Raw genomic sequence first — 19,083 nt, 5'->3', positions numbered from 1 at the left:
GTCGCAAATAGCTTTTTTCTATTTTTGCATTAGTTATAATAATGTTATCAATTATGGAAAAAGCTTTTTATACACTATCTTTGTGTTTAATTTAGACAAAATCAATATAAGCTATGATAAAAGTTTCTGACACAGCAAGAAAAAAAATCATCGATTTAATGCAAGATGATGGTTTTGACGCTGCAATCGACTACGTAAGAGTAGGTGTAAAAAGCGGCGGATGTTCTGGATTGTCTTATGATTTAAAATTTGATAAAACAAAAAGCGAAGACGATAAAATTTTTATAGACAACGATATCACTATCGCTGTTGAAAAAAAATCTTTTCTGTACTTAGCCGGAACAATATTAGAATTCTCAGGAGGAATAAATGGTAAAGGATTTGTTTTCAACAATCCAAATGCCAATAGAACTTGTGGTTGCGGAGAGAGTTTCTCTCTATAACAAAATAAAAAAAGATTTAAACCATTGAGAAATTAAGGCAATTAAGCCTTAATAAACCTTAATTTCTTAATGGTTTTAAAAAATAAAATTATGTCAAAATACACAGAAGACGATTTAAAAATCGAACTCGAAAATAAAGAATACGAATACGGATTTTATACCGAATTAGAATCAGAAACGTTTCCTATTGGGTTAAATGAAGATATCGTTAGAGCTATTTCACACAAAAAAGGAGAACCTCAATGGATGACCGATTGGCGTCTTGAGGCTTTTCGTGCTTGGGAGCAAATGACAGAGCCAGAATGGGCAAATGTACATTATATCAAACCTGATTTTCAAGCCATCTCCTATTATTCAGCTCCAAAAGCGGTAGATCCTAATAAAACTTTGGACGATGTAGATCCGGAACTTTTAGAAATGTATAAAAAGTTAGGTATCTCTGTTGATGAGCAAAAAATGATGAATAATGTGGCAATGGATATCGTTGTGGATTCAGTTTCAGTAGCCACTACATTCAAGAAAACATTAGGCGAAAAAGGAATTATCTTCATGAGTATTTCTGAAGCCATTAAGGAGCATCCAGAATTAGTTCGTAAATATTTAGGAACAGTTGTACCGCAAAAAGACAACTTTTATGCGGCTTTGAATTCAGCAGTTTTCTCTGATGGTTCTTTCTGTTATATTCCAAAAGGCGTTCGTTGCCCAATGGAACTTTCAACTTATTTCAGAATCAATCAAGCAGGAACAGGACAATTCGAAAGAACATTATTAGTTGCTGACGAAGGTAGTTATGTTTCTTACCTTGAAGGTTGTACGGCTCCAAGTCGTGATGAAAATCAATTACACGCTGCTGTAGTGGAACTAATCGCTTTGGACGATGCCGAAATCAAATATTCAACCGTACAAAACTGGTATCCTGGAAACAAAGAAGGAAAAGGTGGTGTTTTTAATTTTGTGACCAAAAGAGGAATCTGCGAGAAAAACGCAAAAATTTCTTGGACACAAGTGGAGACTGGTTCTGCTATAACTTGGAAATATCCTTCCGTTATTTTAAAAGGAGATAATTCAACAGGAGAATTTTATTCAATTGCTGTTACCAATAATTTCCAACAAGCCGATACTGGAACAAAAATGATCCATTTAGGTAAAAACACTAAATCGACTATTATTTCTAAAGGAATTTCTGCTGGAAGATCACAAAACAGTTACCGTGGTTTGGTCCGAATTTCACCAAATGCAGATAACGCCAGAAACTTTTCACAATGTGACTCGTTGTTAATGGGGAATAATTGTGGCGCACATACTTTTCCTTATATCGAAAGTAAAAATCCATCGGCAAAAATAGAACATGAGGCTACGACAAGTAAAATTGGCGAAGACCAAGTTTTCTATTGCAACCAACGTGGAATCCCAACTGAAAAAGCAATCGCTTTAATCGTAAATGGTTTCAGTAAAGATGTATTGAATAAATTGCCAATGGAATTTGCAGTAGAAGCACAAAAATTATTAGAAATTTCGTTAGAAGGAAGTGTAGGGTAATCTCTGATTACAAAACAAAACTTAATGAATCTTAATACCTTAATGGTTTAAAAATAGAAACATGTTATCAATAAAAAATTTACACGCCTCGATAGGTGACAAAGAAATATTAAAAGGAATTAATCTTGAAGTAAAAGCAGGAGAAATTCATGCGATTATGGGACCAAACGGTGCTGGAAAAAGCACCCTTGCGTCTATCATTGCTGGGAACGAAAACTACGAAGTAACCGAAGGTGAAATATCTTTAGACGGAGAAGACCTTTCTGAATTAGCACCAGAAGAAAGAGCACACAAAGGTGTTTTTCTTTCGTTCCAATACCCAGTGGAGATTCCAGGGGTTTCAGTAACGAACTTCATGAGAACTGCCATCAACGAAACGCGTAAAGCAAACGGTCAGGAAGAAATGCCTGCAAACGAAATGCTGAAAGTGATTCGTGAAAAATCAGAATTATTAGAAATTGACCGTAAATTTCTTTCTCGTTCTCTAAACGAAGGTTTTTCTGGTGGAGAGAAAAAACGTAACGAAATTTTCCAAATGGCAATGTTGGAACCAAAATTGGCTATTCTTGATGAAACCGATTCTGGACTTGATATTGATGCCTTACGTATTGTTGCAAATGGTGTTAACAAACTAAAAAGTGACAAAAATGCAATCGTAGTGATTACGCACTACCAAAGATTGTTAGACTATATCGTTCCTGATTTTGTTCACGTGTTGTACAACGGAAAAATTGTAAAATCCGGTGGAAAAGAACTAGCACACGAACTAGAAGAAAAAGGATACGACTGGATTAAACAAGAACAAGAAGCTTAAAATTAAAACAGTCTAAGGTCATAAAGTCAAAAGAAAAAAGTAATGGGGAAATTTAATTCTTTCGAAGAAATTAATTCTTGGCAAAAAGCAAGAATTTTTAATAAAAGAATTTACCTAATTACTGAAAATACAAATTTCAAGAAAGACTTTGATTTCATTAGACAGATTAGACGAGCTTCAATTTCTATATGATCAAATATCGCTGAAGGTTTTGAGAGAAATACTTACAAAGAGTTTGTTTACTTTTTATACGTTGCAAAAGCTTCCGCAGGGGAAGTTCGTTCTCAATTATATTTAGCATTTGATTTGGATTATATTACTAAAGAAGAATTTGAAAAACTTTTAGAATCAGTAACAGAAATATCAAAATTGTTAAGTGGTTTTATTAAATATTTATCAAAAGGCTAAATTTTGAAAGTCTAAAATTCGAAAGTTTCCACGCATTCGAGTTTAAGGCATTTGACTTTAAGACTTTAAGACTTAAATTAAAATGGAATTGAAAGAAAAATTACTATCGTCTTTTATGGCTTTTGAAGAGCGTGTAGATGTTCACTCTGAACTTCATGACGTGAGAACGGCGGCCATAAAAAACTTTGAAGATAAAGGTTTCCCAACTAAAAAAGACGAAGCTTGGAAATACACTTCGCTAAATGCCATCTTAAAAAATGACTTTACCGTTTTTCCAAAACAAGAAAATGCTGTTGAATTCAACCACGTAAAAAAATATTTTTTACACGAAATAGACACCTATAAAGTAGTGTTTATTGATGGTGTTTTCAGTTCACATTTGTCGGCAACCACACATGAAGGAATTGATGTTTGCTTATTGTCATCTGCATTAAACAAACCCAAGTACAAAGAAATAATTGATACCTATTTCAATAAAATTGTCAACAAGAAAGAAAGCTTGACCTCTCTAAATACGGCTTTCGCCAATGAGGGAGCGTACATCAACATTCCAAAAAATAAAGTAGCTGACAAACCTATTGAGATTATGTATTTCTCTACAGGTAATGAAGCAGCACTACTAGTTCAACCCAGAAACCTTGTTATTGCAGGTGAAAATTCACATGTACAAATTATTGAACGACACCAGAGTTTAAATGAAAATCCTGTTTTAACGAATTCCGTTACCGAGATCTTTGCTCAAAAAAGTGCTGTAGTAGATTATTACAAAATTCAAAACGATAATAGTGCCGCTAACTTGATTGACAATACGTATGTTTCTCAACAAGAAACGAGCAGTGTAGCGGTTAATACCTTTAGTTTTGGTGGAAACCTCACCAGAAACAACCTTAATTTTTACCACTTTGGAGAAAGAATTGTGAGTTACTTAAACGGAATTACAATCATTGGCGATAAGCAACACGTAGATCATTACACACTTGTGCAACATGCTACGCCTAACTGCGAAAGCCATCAGGATTACAAAGGCATATTCTCTGATCGTTCAACGGGCGTTTTCAACGGGAAAATTTTCGTAGAAAGAGAAGCTCAAAAAACAAATGCGTTCCAAAAAAGCAACAACATTCTATTGAGTGATAAAGCTACAATTAATGCAAAACCGCAATTAGAGATTTTTGCCGATGATGTAAAATGCTCTCACGGTTGCACCATTGGTCAACTTGATGAAACAGCAATGTTCTACATGCAACAACGCGGAATCCCTAAGAAAGAAGCCAAAGCATTATTGATGTATGCATTCTCTAATGCGGTTATCGAAAGCATAAAAATACCGGAACTTAAAAAACGAATTACCACCATCATCGCAAATAAATTAGGTGTGAAATTGGGATTTGATTTGTAATTTTTAAACATAGGGTTCACTTAAGATTTACGCAAAGGGCGCAAGGTTTTTACTAAACTTTGTGCCTTTTGCGGTTAATTTTTAGTCTCTAACTGCAATAATAAACATTATAATTCCTATAAAAAGCAATACAAGACCTCCAAAAAAACAAAATGCATTTATTATTGAGTAACCTAAATTCGTAGAATAACCTAAACCTATTAAAAACCAACCTCCAATTATCATTAAAACTGATTGTAAAACTTTATTCTTTATCATAAAAATTATTTCTTCACACTTTCAATTATCCCTTTCAACATTCCGTTAAAATCAAATTCAGGATCTTCTTTCAATCCCATTCTTACAACTACTAAATCAAGTGATGGAATTATCACCACCATTTGACCTTGAAAACCGCTGCAGTAATACATATCTCTCGGAACATCACGGAATGATCCGCCGGCATTAAGCCAAAAATGTCCGCCATATCTTCCCTCAGATCTATTAGTAGGAGTTGAAGTGTATTTCTCCCAACTTTCGTTGAAAATTTGTTCTCCATTCCAGTTTCCTTTGTGCAAATACAATAACCCAAATTTTGACCAATCTCTGGTTGTAGCCCAACCGTAGGAGGAACCGACATAATTTCCAGCCATATCTGTTTCGATAACCATAGAATTCATTCCTATTTTATCAATCAAAGCGGAATACCAAAAATCTAGATATTCCTGATGCGTTTTGAACTGCTTGCGCAAAATCCCTGAAAGTAAATTTGTCGTTCCAGAAGAATAATTCCAACGCATATTGGGTTTATATTCCGCCGGTTTTTCTAATTGCGAGCGAGTCATATCTGGGGCCTGAAAAAGCATTTTGGAAACATCAGAAATGGTAGTGTAATCCTCTACCCATTGTAAACCGGAATTCATGTGCAGCAAGTCACTTGTTGTGATCAATTTTCGTTTGTCATTTGCCCATTCTGGAATTGGAGCAGGATCGTCAATATCAAATTTTCTTTGTTTCTCCAAAATTCCAAACATAGCACTAGTAATGCTTTTGGTCATGGACCAGCCTAATATTCTACTGTTTTTAGTAAATCCCGTATCGTATTTTTCGGCAATGATTTTGTCTTTATAAATTACTAATAAAGAACGCGTTCTCTTTTTCAATTCTCCTTTCACGTCAAAAGCATTGGCTACAGCCGCATTCAATTTAGTATAATCAACGTTGCTAAAAACTGTGTCTTTAGGTTCGTTATTTCCATACGGAAAAGGTAAATTGTTCTTCAATTTTGTTCTTTTAGGAACCAAATACGGTTTTGACACATCAAAATCATCATTGATTAAAGTCACTCCCAAACCTTCACGGTAAATTGCTTTTCTTTCTTTTAAACCATAAACCGAAGCCACAGCAAACTTTCCGGCATCTTCAATATTATTTTTGGCCAAATCAATCATGTCGATATTATTGTCGCCTTTCTCAATCATTTCCTGCGAACGATTATCAATAAAATGCCCCGAAGCGATACTTTTGGCTGAAAAGCCAGAAATTAAATCCAGTTTTGGATAAGTAGTGAACCCAACATAAAAGATTCCGATAAAAGAAATAAAACCAACGAACTTGAAGAATTTTTTCATAGAGAATTAATTTGAAGCAATTTAATAAAAAAGAACTACATTTTTGAAACACTTAGTAATTCTAAAAAATGATTTTTTATGCGAATAACTATTTTTTCAAAACGATTAAAAAATTAAGTTTCGTTAAGAACTAATACTTAATTTTTCTTAATTTCCTAATGGTTAAATTTATAAAGAGAAATTGTTTCATGAAATCTACCGATTTAACAAAAAGTAAGATTTGATGTCGTATTATATTTTTCTAAATCATGAATAGTAATAACTTTTATTAACAAGTGTTTTGTCAAAAATTAATTCCAATTTCACTACTTTTGTATTTAGAAAAATTCTAAATAATGAAAGGCTAATTTCAACTTAGTCTGTCAAAAAAAATGTAGAATACTGGCAATCTATTTGACCAATAAAACATTAAAAACAAGCCGAAAAAATGTTAGACATTAATAAAATTAGAGCCGACTTCCCTATTCTTTCACAAAAAGTAAACGGAAAACCATTGGTTTATTTCGACAATGGAGCCACTTCGCAAAAACCACAAGTGGTGATTGATGCGATTTCAAAATACTATCAGGAAATCAACGCTAATATTCACCGCGGCGTTCACACGTTAAGTCAATTAGCAACTGATGCATACGAGATTTCACGCGGTAAACTTCAAAATCACATCAATGCAAAATTTGCCCATGAAGTTCTTTTCACTTCGGGTACAACGCATGGAATCAATTTAGTTACTAATGGATTTGCTTCGATTTTGAAACCAGGCGATGAGGTTTTAGTTTCGGCATTAGAACACCACAGCAATATTGTGCCTTGGCAAATGTTGTGCGAAAAATCGGGAGCAACTTTGCGCGTGATTCCAATGAATGAAAATGGCGAATTAATCATGTCTGAATATGACAAATTACTTTCGGATAAAACGAAGATTGTAACCGTAAATCACATTTCGAATGCTCTTGGAACGGTCAATCCAATTAAATATATGATTGACAAAGCACATGAAGTTGGCGCGGCGATTTTGATTGACGGAGCGCAAGCTGTTCCACATTTGAAACCAGATGTTCAGGAATTAGATTGTGATTTTTATGTTTTTTCAGGACATAAAATATGTGGGCCAACGGGAACCGGAATTTTATACGGAAAAGAAGCTTGGTTAAATAAATTACCACCGTATCAAGGTGGAGGCGAAATGATTAAGGAAGTGACTTTCGAGAAAACTACTTATGCGGAGTTGCCTCATAAATTTGAGGCCGGAACACCAAATATTGCTGGAGGAATCGTTCTGGGAACTGCTGTTGATTATATGAATGAAGTTGGTTTTGAAAACATTCAACAGCAAGAAAAAGAATTACTGGAATACGGAACGAAACGATTATTGGAAATTGAAGGTTTAAAGATTTTTGGCACCGCCAAAGAAAAAACTTCCGTAATTTCGTTTAACATTGAAGGAATTCATCCGTACGATATTGGCACCATAATTGACAAATTAGGAATAGCAGTACGAACAGGCCATCACTGCGCCCAGCCCATTATGAATTTCTTTAATATTCCGGGAACTATACGAGCATCATTTGCTTTTTATAATACCAAAGAAGAAATTGATGTTATGGTTGAAGCTATTAAAAAAGCCCAACGCATGTTGTCCTAAAAATTTAAAAATATCAATACATGAAAATTCTATCCTTATTATTTCTGACTATTTTTCTGGGCAACGGTTGCGATAGCGCCAAGAGTCAAGATATTGAAACCGCTGTTATTGAATACACGGCCAACACAAGAGGTTTTTATCAAAAAATAACAGTGAAAAATCAGATGCTGACGGTTTCAAAAGACAGAGACGGAAATGATAAACCGGTACCAACAAAAATATCAGATGCGGACTGGAAAGAGTTAGTGGATTGTTTTAAAAAGGTGGAATTGGATAGTTTATCCAAATTAAAAGCGCAAACCGAAAAACGTTTTCATGACGGTGCAGCGATCGCGAATTTGAAAATCAACTTCAAGGATAAAGCTTATGAAACGGATAGTTTTGATCATGGTTTTCCGCCAAATGAAATTAAGAAATTAGTGAATACAATAACTTTATTAGTTAAAGAATAAAACTGAAAATAAATTCAGCATAGTATGAAAATTAAAGAAATACAAGAAGAAATTGTTGACGAATTCTCCATGTTTGACGACTGGATGGAGCGTTATGAATACATCATCGAATTAGGGAAAAAACTTCCTTTAATCAAAGAAGAATTCAAAACTGAAAACAATCTGATTAAAGGCTGCCAGTCGAAAGTGTGGTTGCAAGGGGAACAAACGGATGACAAAATTATTTTCACTGCCGATAGCGATGCCATTTTGACCAAAGGAATTATTGCGATATTAATTCGTACTTTTTCGAATCAAAAGGCCTCTGATATTCTGGACGCCAACATGAATTTTATTGATGAAATAGGTTTAAAAGAGCATTTATCGCCAACTCGCGCCAATGGATTAGTATCCATGATAAAAAACATAAAAATGTATGCTTTAGCATTCAATGCACAGAATTGACTTCAAACTAATTCGTTTAATCATATAAGACATTTAAGGTCATATAAGTCAGAATAAAAAACTGAAAATTTATGACCAAAACATCTTTAAAAGATTTAATTTATCAGGTTAATGGTTGTGCTATAGAAGTACATAAACATCTTGGTCCCGGTCTTTTAGAAAGTGTTTATCATACCTGTTTAAAAAAAGAATTGACAATTAGAGGTTTTGAATTTCAAACTGAACTTACAATTCCTGTTTATTATAAAGGTTTAGAACTTGAAACAGGATTAAGATGTGACTTATTGGTTGAAAAAAGTTTAGTAGTTGAACTTATAGCAGTCGAAAAAGTTTTACCAATACATGAAGCCCAAATTTTAACCTATATGAACCTTTTAGAAATTCCTATAGGATTAATGATAAATTTCAATGTAACGCATATTTTTAAAGAAGGACAAAAAACATATGTCAACGAAAGATATAGATATCTAGATGAATAAAAAACAAAAATAGCAGACTTTAAATATGATTTAATCAAGCTAAATAATAAAAAAAAGTACAAATATAATATTCAAAACAAAAACCTTAAATGACCTTCAATGTCTTATATGGTTAAAATACTCAAACAATGGAACAAGAAATAGACACAAATGAATTAGGAGAATCAATCGTAAAAATATTAAAAACTATTTACGATCCAGAGATTCCTGTAGATATTTACGAATTAGGATTGATTTATGACGTAATGGTCAATACTGATTACGAAGTAAAAATCCTGATGACACTTACCTCTCCAAACTGCCCGGTTGCAGAAAGCTTACCAAGAGAAGTGGAAGAAAAAGTAAAATCGATTGCAAATGTAAAAGATGCCGAAGTAGAAATTACTTTTGATCCGCCTTGGAGCAAAGATTTAATGAGCGAAGAAGCAAAATTAGAATTGGGAATGCTTTAAATTAGTCCTAATGTCAAAAGTCATAAAGTCTCAAAGTAGTTGACCTTATGACTTTCGACGTTCGACTTTAAGACTTCAAAATGGAAGAAATAATAAATAAAGTTGCTAATAGTGTTTTGGAAGTTTTCGATCTCGAAGATTATTATCCAAAGGGGATTCGTACGCAAATCGATATTTCGCAATGGCTGTTGGAAGGTTTTTTATTGAAAGAAAAAGACTTTAGAGAGGAATTGAAAAATCATGATTGGTCACAATACCAAGATCAATATGTAGCAATTCATTGCAGTACCGATGCTATCGTTCCGGCTTGGGCTTCTATTTTGGTGGCCATTCAATTAGCGCCATTTGCGAAGAAAATCATCAATGGAACTTTAGAAGATTTAGACGCTTCACTATACGAAGAATTATTGCCTAAAATTGACTATTCGGTTTATGAAAATAAGCCTGTTATCATAAAAGGATGCTCCAAAAAACCGGTTCCGATGCGGGCTTATGTATTAGCAGCGCACTACTTGCAGCCTTTTGCTCGAAGTATTATGTATGGTGAAGCTTGTTCTGCCGTTCCGTTATACAAAGTGACTAAATAAGGTTTTTATCGATGAAATTTGCTTTTTGACAATTTTTTTTTTCAATTTAGATACGAAATTTACCTTTGCATCTAAATCTAAAAATAATGAGAAAAATACTATTTAGTTTATTATTCGTTTCCACACTTAGTGTTGCACAAGTAAATGAAAAAGAAAATTTAAAGAAAACAGAAGCTGCTGCTTCAAAACTAGGTGAAGAAAAACCCGACGGTTGGGCAAAAGTTGGAACATTCTCTTTAATAGGAAATCAATCTACTTTTAATAACTGGCTAGCAGGTGGTCAAAGTAATATTGCAGCTAATTTGTTAGTGAACTATGATTTCAATTATAAAAAAGGAACTATTAACTGGGATAATAAAGTTATTGTAGGCTATGGTTTAGCAAAAATTAAAAATGCTGATACTCAAAAAACAGATGATAGATTACTATATAATTCATTACTAGGAAAGAAAGCATCCCGTTATTGGTATTATTCTGCTTTTTTTAATTTTAACACTCAAATGGATACTGGTTTAGATCCAGCGACACAAACCTATAAAATTTCTCACTTCTTTTCTCCAGCTTACTTTCAACTAGGACCTGGTATGATGTGGAAAAAAAGGGATACATTTAAATTTAATATTGCTCCCGCAACATCAAGACTTATTGTTGTTCATAGTCATTTTACAACAGCGGCAGCATTAGCTTTATCAGGTAAAACAACATCATTTGGGGTAGAGCAAGGCGAGAATTCAAGATACGAATTTGGAGCTGCTTTAAGCGGATATTATAAATTCAATGTTATGAAGAATGTTTCTGTAGAAAATAGTGCTAATTTATACTCTAATTACTTAGATACACCTAGAAATGTTGATATTGATTATCAAGTTAATGTGGTTATGACAATCAATAAATACTTATCGACTAATTTTACTTTTCAAACCATTTATGATGACAATGCGTTCCAAGGTTTTCAAACCCGTCAAAACATAGGTTTAGGCGTAAACTACGGTTTCTAAAAAAATACATTTTTATAAAAAAAGACCTTTAGAAAATTTCTAAAGGTCTTTTTTTTGTTCTGTAGTGGATTGAAATAATTCTATTTCAGCGATTGGCGGTGTAAACGCTATAAATTGTTTCTTAATTTAGGTAGTTACACGTCGCGGACGAACACCAAATAACGTGGACAAATGAGCGCTAGTTGGGGGTGTTGACGGCAGGTACTCCGGTTCCGTTCAACACGGGGTTCATTGTTCGGCTTGCAGCCGCAACGAACCCCTAGCTGTTATGTGTAGTTATTATTTAAACTGAAAGTCGTCAAAATGGATAATTGGCATAACATCTTCCATTGTAGAAATACAAATTCCGTCAATTTCTTGGTCTTTCATTTCAGCTTCATTTTCGTATTTGAAATAAATAAAGTATGTGAAATGTAAATACTTTATTGGTCGGAAATCTGCATAACGAGCAGTAATTGCAGTATACATCCAACTTGCATAACTCTCGCTTTTAAAATTTTCTGAATTTTTAATTATATTTTCTGTTATTGTTGCTTCTCCAAAAAATTTGTCTTCTTCTTCAAACGAATATCGACATTTAATTGGATGTTTTTTATCTGGTTTACAAATTAAAGAAATAGATATTACATTTTCATCTTCTAATTCTGTTGTAAATAGAACAACCGCATTTGAAAATTTGTATTTATATACCCAAAATTCAAATTTATTATTATCATTCCACTCTTGTTCAATATCATCTTTAATTTTCACTAATGGTTGACCTAAATCTTCAATTATTTTACTAATTGTTACTTCTCCAGGAACATAGTTATGTAAAAAGTCTTTATGAAGATTTTTTCTTTCTCCTATTCCAATAACGTTTGCTGAAATCTTCTCTTCTATACCTGAAAAATATGTGACTAAAGAAGTTATTATAGCGACTATACAAATAATTATTGTTATTAATGGTTCAATTTCTTTTGTATTTACATACCATAATGATGCTAAAATTAATACAATAAATTCCGACGCTATTGTCAAGTAATTTTTTAAAAAATTTATCATTTTTAATTTAGGTTATTTATTTCGTAGGATTTTTTTATAATTACACATAACTAGTTTATACCCGCTACAAAATAGCGCATATACATCTCATTTTGGATGGATAGGCGTTACTACATAGCGTATTACCTTCAAATATACAATTTAATAATTATCTTACAAATCATCAATTGGACTTTTTATTTTTTAATTATCGTTATCGTTACTCCGCATGAAGGATGGCAGCGGAAATCCTTTTATGTAGTCCCGAATCTTCGGGACTACATAAAAGATTATAGCGAACAGCCTGACGCAGCTGTAACGCAGAGGAAGCTGGGACATGCCCAAAAAAATCCCTCTTGAAAATATCAAAAGGGATTGGTGTATTTTATGTTTTAGAGAAAATTATTCGGTGTCTTCTTCGTCTTTGTCTTCTTTTTCCACCGCGTCTTTATAATCAGGATATAAGAACTTATTGTACGGAAAACGGGTGATGTGAATTTGTCTTACGGCTTCGTAAACGCGTTCTCTGAATTCCTCAAAATTTTCTTTCTCGGTAGCCGAAATAAACAACGCATTTTGCTCTCCTACTCGACTCATCCATGTCGCTTTCCATTCTTCCAGCGTGTAATGTCTTGGCGTTTTTTCGGTCATTAAATCATCCTCATCAATAGTCAAATGCTTGTAGGCATCGATTTTGTTGAAAACCATAATTACCGGTTTGTCATTTGCCTTGATGTCCAATAACGTTTGGTTTACGGATGCAATGTGATCTTCAAATTCCGGATGCGAAATATCAACAACGTGCAATAACAGATCCGCTTCGCGAACCTCATCCAGCGTACTTTTGAAAGAATCAACCAGTTGTGTTGGCAATTTTCTGATAAACCCTACGGTATCCGAAAGCAGGAAAGGCAGGTTTTTGATGACTACTTTTCTAACGGTCGTATCCAAAGTTGCAAAAAGTTTGTTCTCTACAAAAACGTCACTTTTCCCAACGGCATTCATCAAGGTCGATTTCCCAACATTAGTATACCCAACCAAAGCCACGCGTACCATGGAACCGCGATTGCCTCTTTGCGTTCCCATTTGTTTGTCGATTGCTTTGATTTTATCTTTCAATAAAGCGATTCGGTCACGAACAATACGTCTGTCTGTCTCAATCTCTGTTTCTCCAGGTCCACGCATTCCAATTCCCCCTTTTTGACGTTCAAGGTGTGTCCACAGTCCTGATAATCGAGGCAACATATAGATACATTGTGCTAATTCTACCTGCGTTCTTGCATACGAAGTTTCGGCACGTTGCGCAAAAATATCCAGGATAAGGTGCGTTCTATCCAGAATTTTACATTCTGTTATGATTTTAGATATATTTTTTTGCTGTGAAGGCGATAATTCATCATCAAATACCAAAGTAGATATATCATTTTCTTTTACAAAAAGATGAATCTCTTCAATTTTTCCAGTTCCTACAAAAGTCTTGGGATTAGGGCGTTCCATTTTTTGCGAAAAACGTTTTACAACTTGGCCTCCTGCAGTAAAAGTCAAAAACTCCAATTCGTCAAGATATTCGTTTAGTTTCTCTTCACTTTGGTTTTGAGTCACAATACCAACGATAGCCGTTTTTTCGAAATTTATTACTTCTTTTTCTAACATATTTTTGAATAAGTTACAAATTTAATGATTTGTAAGGGACTTATTGAGTTCTGGGTTTATAAAAAAATCATAACGTGTGAATAATGATAGTATTTTGGTCAAGACGGAAATAAGATGAAAAAAAAATTGCCTCGGGTTAATCTTTACTTTTTTAAAAAATCAGTCAAAATTTGGGTAATTGATGGCTAAAAAATTTATCACCCGAAATCAGCGAATTTGCCGTTATTTTGAAAACTGTTGCTTTTGCACGAACGACTTTAGGAGTTCAACTGGATTTTTAATTATTTTTACACCAATATAATCCCATTTGAATGAATCGCTTTTTGACATTCCTCATTGCATTCTTGTTCCCCGTTTTTCTTTTTGCCCAAAATAATTCTGAGGAATTATTAGAGGAATTGGATCAAACGGTAGCTGATTATGCTCTTTATTCCAATAAAAAAGAGATTCAAATCAACAAACTCAATGAACTGCTGCTTTCTACTACTACCGATATTCAAAAATATGCTGTTTACGGAAAGTTGTATGCGGAATATAAATCGTATCAATCGGATTCCGCTTTAATTTATGCTCGAAAGAGTTTTCAAATAGCCGAAAAACTAGATGACATTGAAAAGCTAAATCATGCCCTATTAAATCTAGCTTCCATCATGGGAACATTAGGAATGTACAAGGAAGCAACCGACATTCTTAATCGAATCAACATCACTACCTCACCCGAATTAAAAGGTTATTATTTTACCGTAAATAGCGTCGTTTATGGCTATATGTCTGATTATGCGGCTTCGCTTCAGGAAAAAAAGAACTATATTGTTTTAACAAAAAAGTACCGTGATTCCTCCTTAAATTGCTACAAACCACAATCAAGTGCTTATATTATGGCAAAGTCCAGTACGCTTCTTGATGCCGGAAAACACAAAGAAACACTGGATTTATTACTGAACTATTTCCCGAAAATTGCTCACAACAGTGATGATCGAGCAGTTATTGCCTACATTATTTCGCAGGCTTATCGCCAAAAAAAGGATGCTGAGCAAGAGAAAAAATGGTTGACTATTTCGGCTATTTCCGATTTGCAGTTGGCCAAGAAAGAATATATTTCGTTGCGTTCGTTGGCTTTTCTAATGTATGAAAACGGGGATATTGATCGCGCTTACAAATACATAAAACGCTCGCTGGAAGACGCTCTTTTTTGTAATGCACGCCTACGAACCTACGAAATATCGAAGATGCTCCCCATTATCAACGAGGCGTATCAAAAACAAAATGAAACCAATCGATTTCAGTTGGTATTGTTTTTAATAAGTGCCAGTATATTATCCGTGTTCTTGTTGGCGGTGCTTTTTTTACTTTTTAAGCAAATGAAAAAATTGTCGAAAGCGAAACAAGATTTAAGTTTAGCCAACAGCAAGCTTTCGGAACTGAATACAGAATTAAATACTTTCAATGAAAAATTGAATGAGACGAATTATACGCTGACCGAAGCCAATCTTTTGAAAGAAATATACATTGGCCGTTACATGGATCAGTGTTCAGACTACATCGGTAAATTAGACGAATACCGCCGAAAATTGAATGTCATGGCAACGACAGGAAAAATGAACGACCTTATCAGTGCCGTAAAATCGAAACAATTTGTCGAAAATGAGCTTAAGGAATTCTATACTAATTTCGACAAAACATTCTTGCAACTCTTTCCTAATTTCATAGCAGAATTCAGCGCTTTGTTAATTGATGACGAAGCAACACAATTGAAGGAAGGCGAACTCTTGAATACGGAACTAAGAATCTTTGCACTAATCCGTTTGGGCATCAAGGACAGCGCAAAAATTTCGACTTTTCTTCGGTATTCGGTATCCACAATTTACAATTACCGTTCCCAACTCAAAAACAAAGCAGCAGGTCCACGAGAAGATTTTGAAGCTAGCGTAATGCGGATTGGAACCAATTTAAAATAGAAAAATGCTGTTTTTCTAGAAGGTGTTCGGGAATAATACAATCTCAAAGACCACTTTTTTAGTATAAATCCACCACTTTTTTTAAATACTAAATTCACATAATAAACAGTTATTCAGTATCTTGCATTTAAAAATAAGAAACGCAATCTACTTTTTTATGATGACAAAAATATGTAGTGTGTAAAGCGTTTACTTTTACCTTTTCGAAAAATGGAAAACTTTGAATTTTTCAATAAATCTATTTCGTGAAAATCACAATCTATTACTAAACCTGAAAAATTAATTTATCAAATTCTATTTAAAAAATGAAGCAATTTCTTTTCACAGCCCTAATGTGGCTCGCGTTTTTTAACCCTGCGCAATCGCAGCAGTTAAAATCACCAAATGGAAAATTTGTAATGGAGTTCTCCTTACAAAATGACGGAACTCCGAGTTACAGTTTGAATTATAAAAATAAAGCAGTTGTAAAACCAAGTAAATTGGGTCTAGAGTTAAAAAATGATAAAAAATCGTTGCTAAATGACTTTACTGTTATTGATACAAAGACAGCCACTTTTGATGAAAACTGGAAACCCGTTTGGGGAGAAGTAGCCTCCATTCGCAACCATTATAACGAATTGGCAGTAACCTTAAACCAAAAAGAAACCGACAGACAAATTGTGATTCGTTTCCGTTTGTTTGACGATGGTCTTGGATTTCGTTATGAATTTCCTTCGCAAAAAAACCTTACTTATTTTGTAATCAAGGAAGAAAGAACACAGTTTGCCATGACAGGCGATCATACCGCGTTTTGGATTCCTGGCGATTATGACACCCAAGAATACGATTATACGACCTCAAAATTATCAGAAATCAGAGGATTGGCTGAAAAAGCAAAAACGGCAAATGTATCACAAACTTCTTTTTCTTTGACAGGAGTTCAAACTTCGCTAATGCTAAAAACAGCGGATGGATTGTATATCAATTTACACGAAGCGGCATTAATTGACTATTCATGCATGCATTTGAATCTGGATGATAAAACCATGGTTTTCGAATCTTGGTTAACACCTGATGCAAAAGGAGACAAAGGATACATGCAGGCTCCAAATCATTCGCCTTGGCGTACCATAATTGCTAGTGATGATGCTAGAGAAATTCTAGCTTCAAAAATGACGTTGAACTTAAATGACCCTAATAAAATTGAAGATACATCGTGGATAAAACCCGTTAAATACGTAGGTGTTTGGTGGGAAATGATTACTGGAAAAAGTTCTTGGGCGTATACGGATGAATTTCCTACGGTACAACTTGGTGTTACTGATTTTTCAAAAGCGAAGCCTAATGGAAAACACGGTGCAAATAACGCCAATGTGAAAAAATATATTGATTTTGCAGCGAAACATGGTTTTGATGCCGTTTTAGTCGAAGGCTGGAATGAAGGTTGGGAAGACTGGTTTGGTCACTCCAAAGATTATGTTTTTGATTTTCTGACTCCTTACCCTGATTTTGATGTCAAAGGATTACATGAATATGCCAAATCAAAAGGCGTTAAAATGATGATGCACCATGAAACTTCTGGTTCGGTACGTAACTACGAGCGTCACATGGATAAAGCATACCAATTCATGAAAGACAATGGATATGATGCTGTAAAAAGTGGTTATGTAGGTTCTATCATTGAAAACGGTGGAAATCATTATAACCAATTTATGAATAACCACTATCAATATGCAATAGAAAAAGCAGCTGATTATAAAATTATGTTGAATGCCCACGAGGCAGTTCGCCCAACAGGGATTGCAAGAACATACCCTAACTTAATAGGTAACGAAGCGGCAAGAGGAACAGAATATCAATCTTTTGGAGGTTCTAAACCAAATCACGTAACGGTGTTGCCTTTTACACGTTTAGTGGGTGGACCGATGGATTATACGCCTGGAATTTTTGAAATGGATTTGAGTAAAATGAACAAGGACAACAACTCCCATGTAAATAGCACTCTTGCAAATCAATTGGCTTTGTATGTAACCATGTACAGCCCGTTGCAAATGGCAGCTGATACTCCAGAAAATTATGATCGTTTTCCAGATGCGTTCCAGTTTATCAAAGATGTAGCAATAGATTGGTCTGACAGTAAATACCTAGAAGCAGAACCTGGTCAATATGTTACCGTTGCGCGTAAAGCAAAAGTAACGAACAACTGGTTTATCGGTAATGTCAATGGAGAAACTTCTCGTACCTCAACACTCAAATTTGATTTCTTGGAAAAAGGAAAAAAATATGAGGCAACGATTTATGCTGATGCAAAAGATGCACATTATAAAACCAATCCGCAAGCCTATACGATTCGTAAAATGAAAGTAACGAACCAATCGAAACTATCACAACTCAGTGCTCCGGGTGGAGGTTATGCGATAAGCATAGTTGAAATCAAAAAGTAACTAACTATAAAAGGCTATATTAGACTGCCTTTTTATTTTGGTATTATAAAATCCTGCAAGGTTTCAAAAACCTTGTAGGTATCATTTTTATTAGATTTATATACCTACAAGGTCAAAAAAACCTTGCAGGAAAACCAGTTTATCTCAAATTAATGAGATTCAAATAATTCTAAAATAATAATCAAATTCAGATAAAAAATAACTAACTACAAAAGGCTATCCGAAAAGATAGCCTTTTTTGATTTTATAATAGCGTAGAACTAATTTACTTTAATCAGTTTGACATCGAAAATAAGAACAGAGCCTCCTGGAATTGGCCCGCTTCCATCGCTTCCATACCCTAAATGAGAGGGAATTAAAAGAATACCGTTACCGCCTTCTTTAAAATAAGGAATCCCTTCTGTCCAGCCTTTTATTACTTGGTTTAAACCAAAAGTAAGGCCTCCCGGTTTACCTCCGTCAAATACTGATCCATCAGTAAAATACCCTTTATATTCTACTGTTACATTAGATGAAGCTGTTGGTTGAACCCCAGTTCCCGCTTCATTAACTACGTAATACAACCCTGAATCAGTTTTTGTGGCAGTCAATTTATTTTTGGCAATGTAATCCACGATTTCTTTTTCGTTTTGAACAGTATAATCAACAGATTTAGATGATTCGTTATCCGATAAACAAGAAACAAATAGTAAAGAAACTAATGCTAATAAAGTAGATTTCATAATTTAATTTAAAAGTTAAGGCTGCAAATATAGCAAT

The 19,083-nt window shown here is 34.1% G+C and carries 17 protein-coding genes and 1 pseudogene; 14 read left to right on the top strand and 4 right to left on the bottom strand.

All coding sequences use genetic code 11. From position 1 onward, the window contains the following. The first annotated feature begins 113 nt into the window (after positions 1-113). The 5 genes and pseudogenes from ACNQF6_RS01375 (at position 114) to sufD (ending at position 4,603) form a co-directional block, all read left to right on the top strand. Positions 114-443 carry a HesB/IscA family protein gene (locus ACNQF6_RS01375; protein ID WP_417962549.1) on the top strand — a complete coding sequence of 110 codons (330 nt, stop codon included), beginning with the start codon at positions 114-116 and terminating at the stop codon, positions 441-443. 90 nt (positions 444-533) lie between these two features. Further along, positions 534-1,982 carry a Fe-S cluster assembly protein SufB gene (sufB, locus tag ACNQF6_RS01370; protein ID WP_417962547.1) on the top strand — a complete coding sequence of 483 codons (1,449 nt, stop codon included), beginning with the start codon at positions 534-536 and terminating at the stop codon, positions 1,980-1,982. 61 nt (positions 1,983-2,043) lie between these two features. Continuing rightward, positions 2,044-2,796 (top strand): Fe-S cluster assembly ATPase SufC, encoded by a 753-nt coding sequence (gene sufC / locus ACNQF6_RS01365; RefSeq protein WP_099714056.1) that lies wholly within the window; start codon positions 2,044-2,046, stop codon positions 2,794-2,796. Between the two features lie 42 nt (positions 2,797-2,838). After that, positions 2,839-3,204 (top strand): annotated as a pseudogene (locus ACNQF6_RS01360) (four helix bundle protein). An 82-nt stretch (positions 3,205-3,286) separates the two neighbouring features. Continuing rightward, the gene (gene sufD / locus ACNQF6_RS01355) at positions 3,287-4,603 is read left to right on the top strand and encodes a Fe-S cluster assembly protein SufD (protein WP_417962545.1); all 1,317 of its coding nucleotides are present in this window, start codon (positions 3,287-3,289) and stop codon (positions 4,601-4,603) included. 263 nt (positions 4,604-4,866) lie between these two features. Here sufD and ACNQF6_RS01350 read toward each other — a convergent pair whose 3' ends face one another. Then, positions 4,867-6,213 carry a serine hydrolase domain-containing protein gene (locus tag ACNQF6_RS01350; RefSeq protein ID WP_417962543.1) on the bottom strand — a complete coding sequence of 449 codons (1,347 nt, stop codon included), beginning with the start codon at positions 6,211-6,213 and terminating at the stop codon, positions 4,867-4,869. Positions 6,214-6,640: 427 nt separating this feature from the next. Between ACNQF6_RS01350 and ACNQF6_RS01345 the strand changes: the two genes are divergently transcribed. The 7 genes from ACNQF6_RS01345 to ACNQF6_RS01315 all read left to right on the top strand — a co-directional run bounded on the left by ACNQF6_RS01345 (position 6,641) and on the right by ACNQF6_RS01315 (position 11,267). After that, on the top strand, positions 6,641-7,855 hold the full coding sequence (locus tag ACNQF6_RS01345; RefSeq protein WP_417962541.1) for an aminotransferase class V-fold PLP-dependent enzyme: 1,215 nt from the start codon (positions 6,641-6,643) through the stop codon (positions 7,853-7,855). Positions 7,856-7,875: 20 nt separating this feature from the next. Next, positions 7,876-8,307, top strand: a complete 432-nt coding sequence (locus tag ACNQF6_RS01340; protein WP_417962539.1) for a hypothetical protein — start codon at positions 7,876-7,878, stop codon at positions 8,305-8,307. A gap of 24 nt (positions 8,308-8,331) precedes the next feature. Further along, positions 8,332-8,751, top strand: coding sequence for a SufE family protein (locus tag ACNQF6_RS01335; RefSeq protein ID WP_417962537.1), 420 nt, complete (start codon positions 8,332-8,334; stop codon positions 8,749-8,751). A gap of 71 nt (positions 8,752-8,822) precedes the next feature. Beyond that, positions 8,823-9,230, top strand: a complete 408-nt coding sequence (locus ACNQF6_RS01330; RefSeq protein WP_417962535.1) for a GxxExxY protein — start codon at positions 8,823-8,825, stop codon at positions 9,228-9,230. Positions 9,231-9,358: 128 nt separating this feature from the next. Beyond that, on the top strand, positions 9,359-9,682 hold the full coding sequence (locus ACNQF6_RS01325) for an SUF system Fe-S cluster assembly protein (protein ID WP_417962533.1): 324 nt from the start codon (positions 9,359-9,361) through the stop codon (positions 9,680-9,682). 80 nt (positions 9,683-9,762) lie between these two features. After that, positions 9,763-10,269, top strand: coding sequence for a DUF2480 family protein (locus tag ACNQF6_RS01320; RefSeq protein WP_417962532.1), 507 nt, complete (start codon positions 9,763-9,765; stop codon positions 10,267-10,269). Between the two features lie 86 nt (positions 10,270-10,355). Then, positions 10,356-11,267, top strand: coding sequence for a DUF3078 domain-containing protein (locus ACNQF6_RS01315; RefSeq protein ID WP_417962530.1), 912 nt, complete (start codon positions 10,356-10,358; stop codon positions 11,265-11,267). A gap of 279 nt (positions 11,268-11,546) precedes the next feature. Here the strand turns inward: ACNQF6_RS01315 and ACNQF6_RS01310 are convergent, their stop codons facing one another. Together ACNQF6_RS01310 and hflX are read right to left on the bottom strand one after the other, a co-directional pair. Further along, the gene (locus ACNQF6_RS01310) at positions 11,547-12,311 is read right to left on the bottom strand and encodes a hypothetical protein (protein WP_417962528.1); all 765 of its coding nucleotides are present in this window, start codon (positions 12,309-12,311) and stop codon (positions 11,547-11,549) included. A 381-nt stretch (positions 12,312-12,692) separates the two neighbouring features. Further along, the gene (gene hflX, locus ACNQF6_RS01305) at positions 12,693-13,943 is read right to left on the bottom strand and encodes a GTPase HflX (RefSeq protein WP_417962526.1); all 1,251 of its coding nucleotides are present in this window, start codon (positions 13,941-13,943) and stop codon (positions 12,693-12,695) included. Positions 13,944-14,266: 323 nt separating this feature from the next. On the opposite strand from hflX, the gene ACNQF6_RS01300 reads away from it, so the two are divergent. Then, entirely contained in the window at positions 14,267-15,901 is a 1,635-nt protein-coding gene (locus ACNQF6_RS01300; protein ID WP_417962524.1) for a DUF6377 domain-containing protein, read from the top strand. A 305-nt stretch (positions 15,902-16,206) separates the two neighbouring features. Continuing rightward, on the top strand, positions 16,207-18,324 hold the full coding sequence (locus ACNQF6_RS01295; protein WP_417962522.1) for a glycoside hydrolase family 97 protein: 2,118 nt from the start codon (positions 16,207-16,209) through the stop codon (positions 18,322-18,324). Positions 18,325-18,584: 260 nt separating this feature from the next. Here ACNQF6_RS01295 and ACNQF6_RS01290 read toward each other — a convergent pair whose 3' ends face one another. Further along, positions 18,585-19,046 carry an FKBP-type peptidyl-prolyl cis-trans isomerase gene (locus ACNQF6_RS01290; protein ID WP_417962520.1) on the bottom strand — a complete coding sequence of 154 codons (462 nt, stop codon included), beginning with the start codon at positions 19,044-19,046 and terminating at the stop codon, positions 18,585-18,587. Positions 19,047-19,083: the final 37 nt, after the last annotated feature.

It is taken from the genome of Flavobacterium pasteuri (assembly GCF_048286615.1).
Taxonomy (GTDB): Bacteria; Bacteroidota; Bacteroidia; order Flavobacteriales; family Flavobacteriaceae; genus Flavobacterium.
The sequence above is the reverse complement of the archived record's forward strand: the minus strand, read 5'-3'. Positions and strand labels throughout refer to the sequence as shown.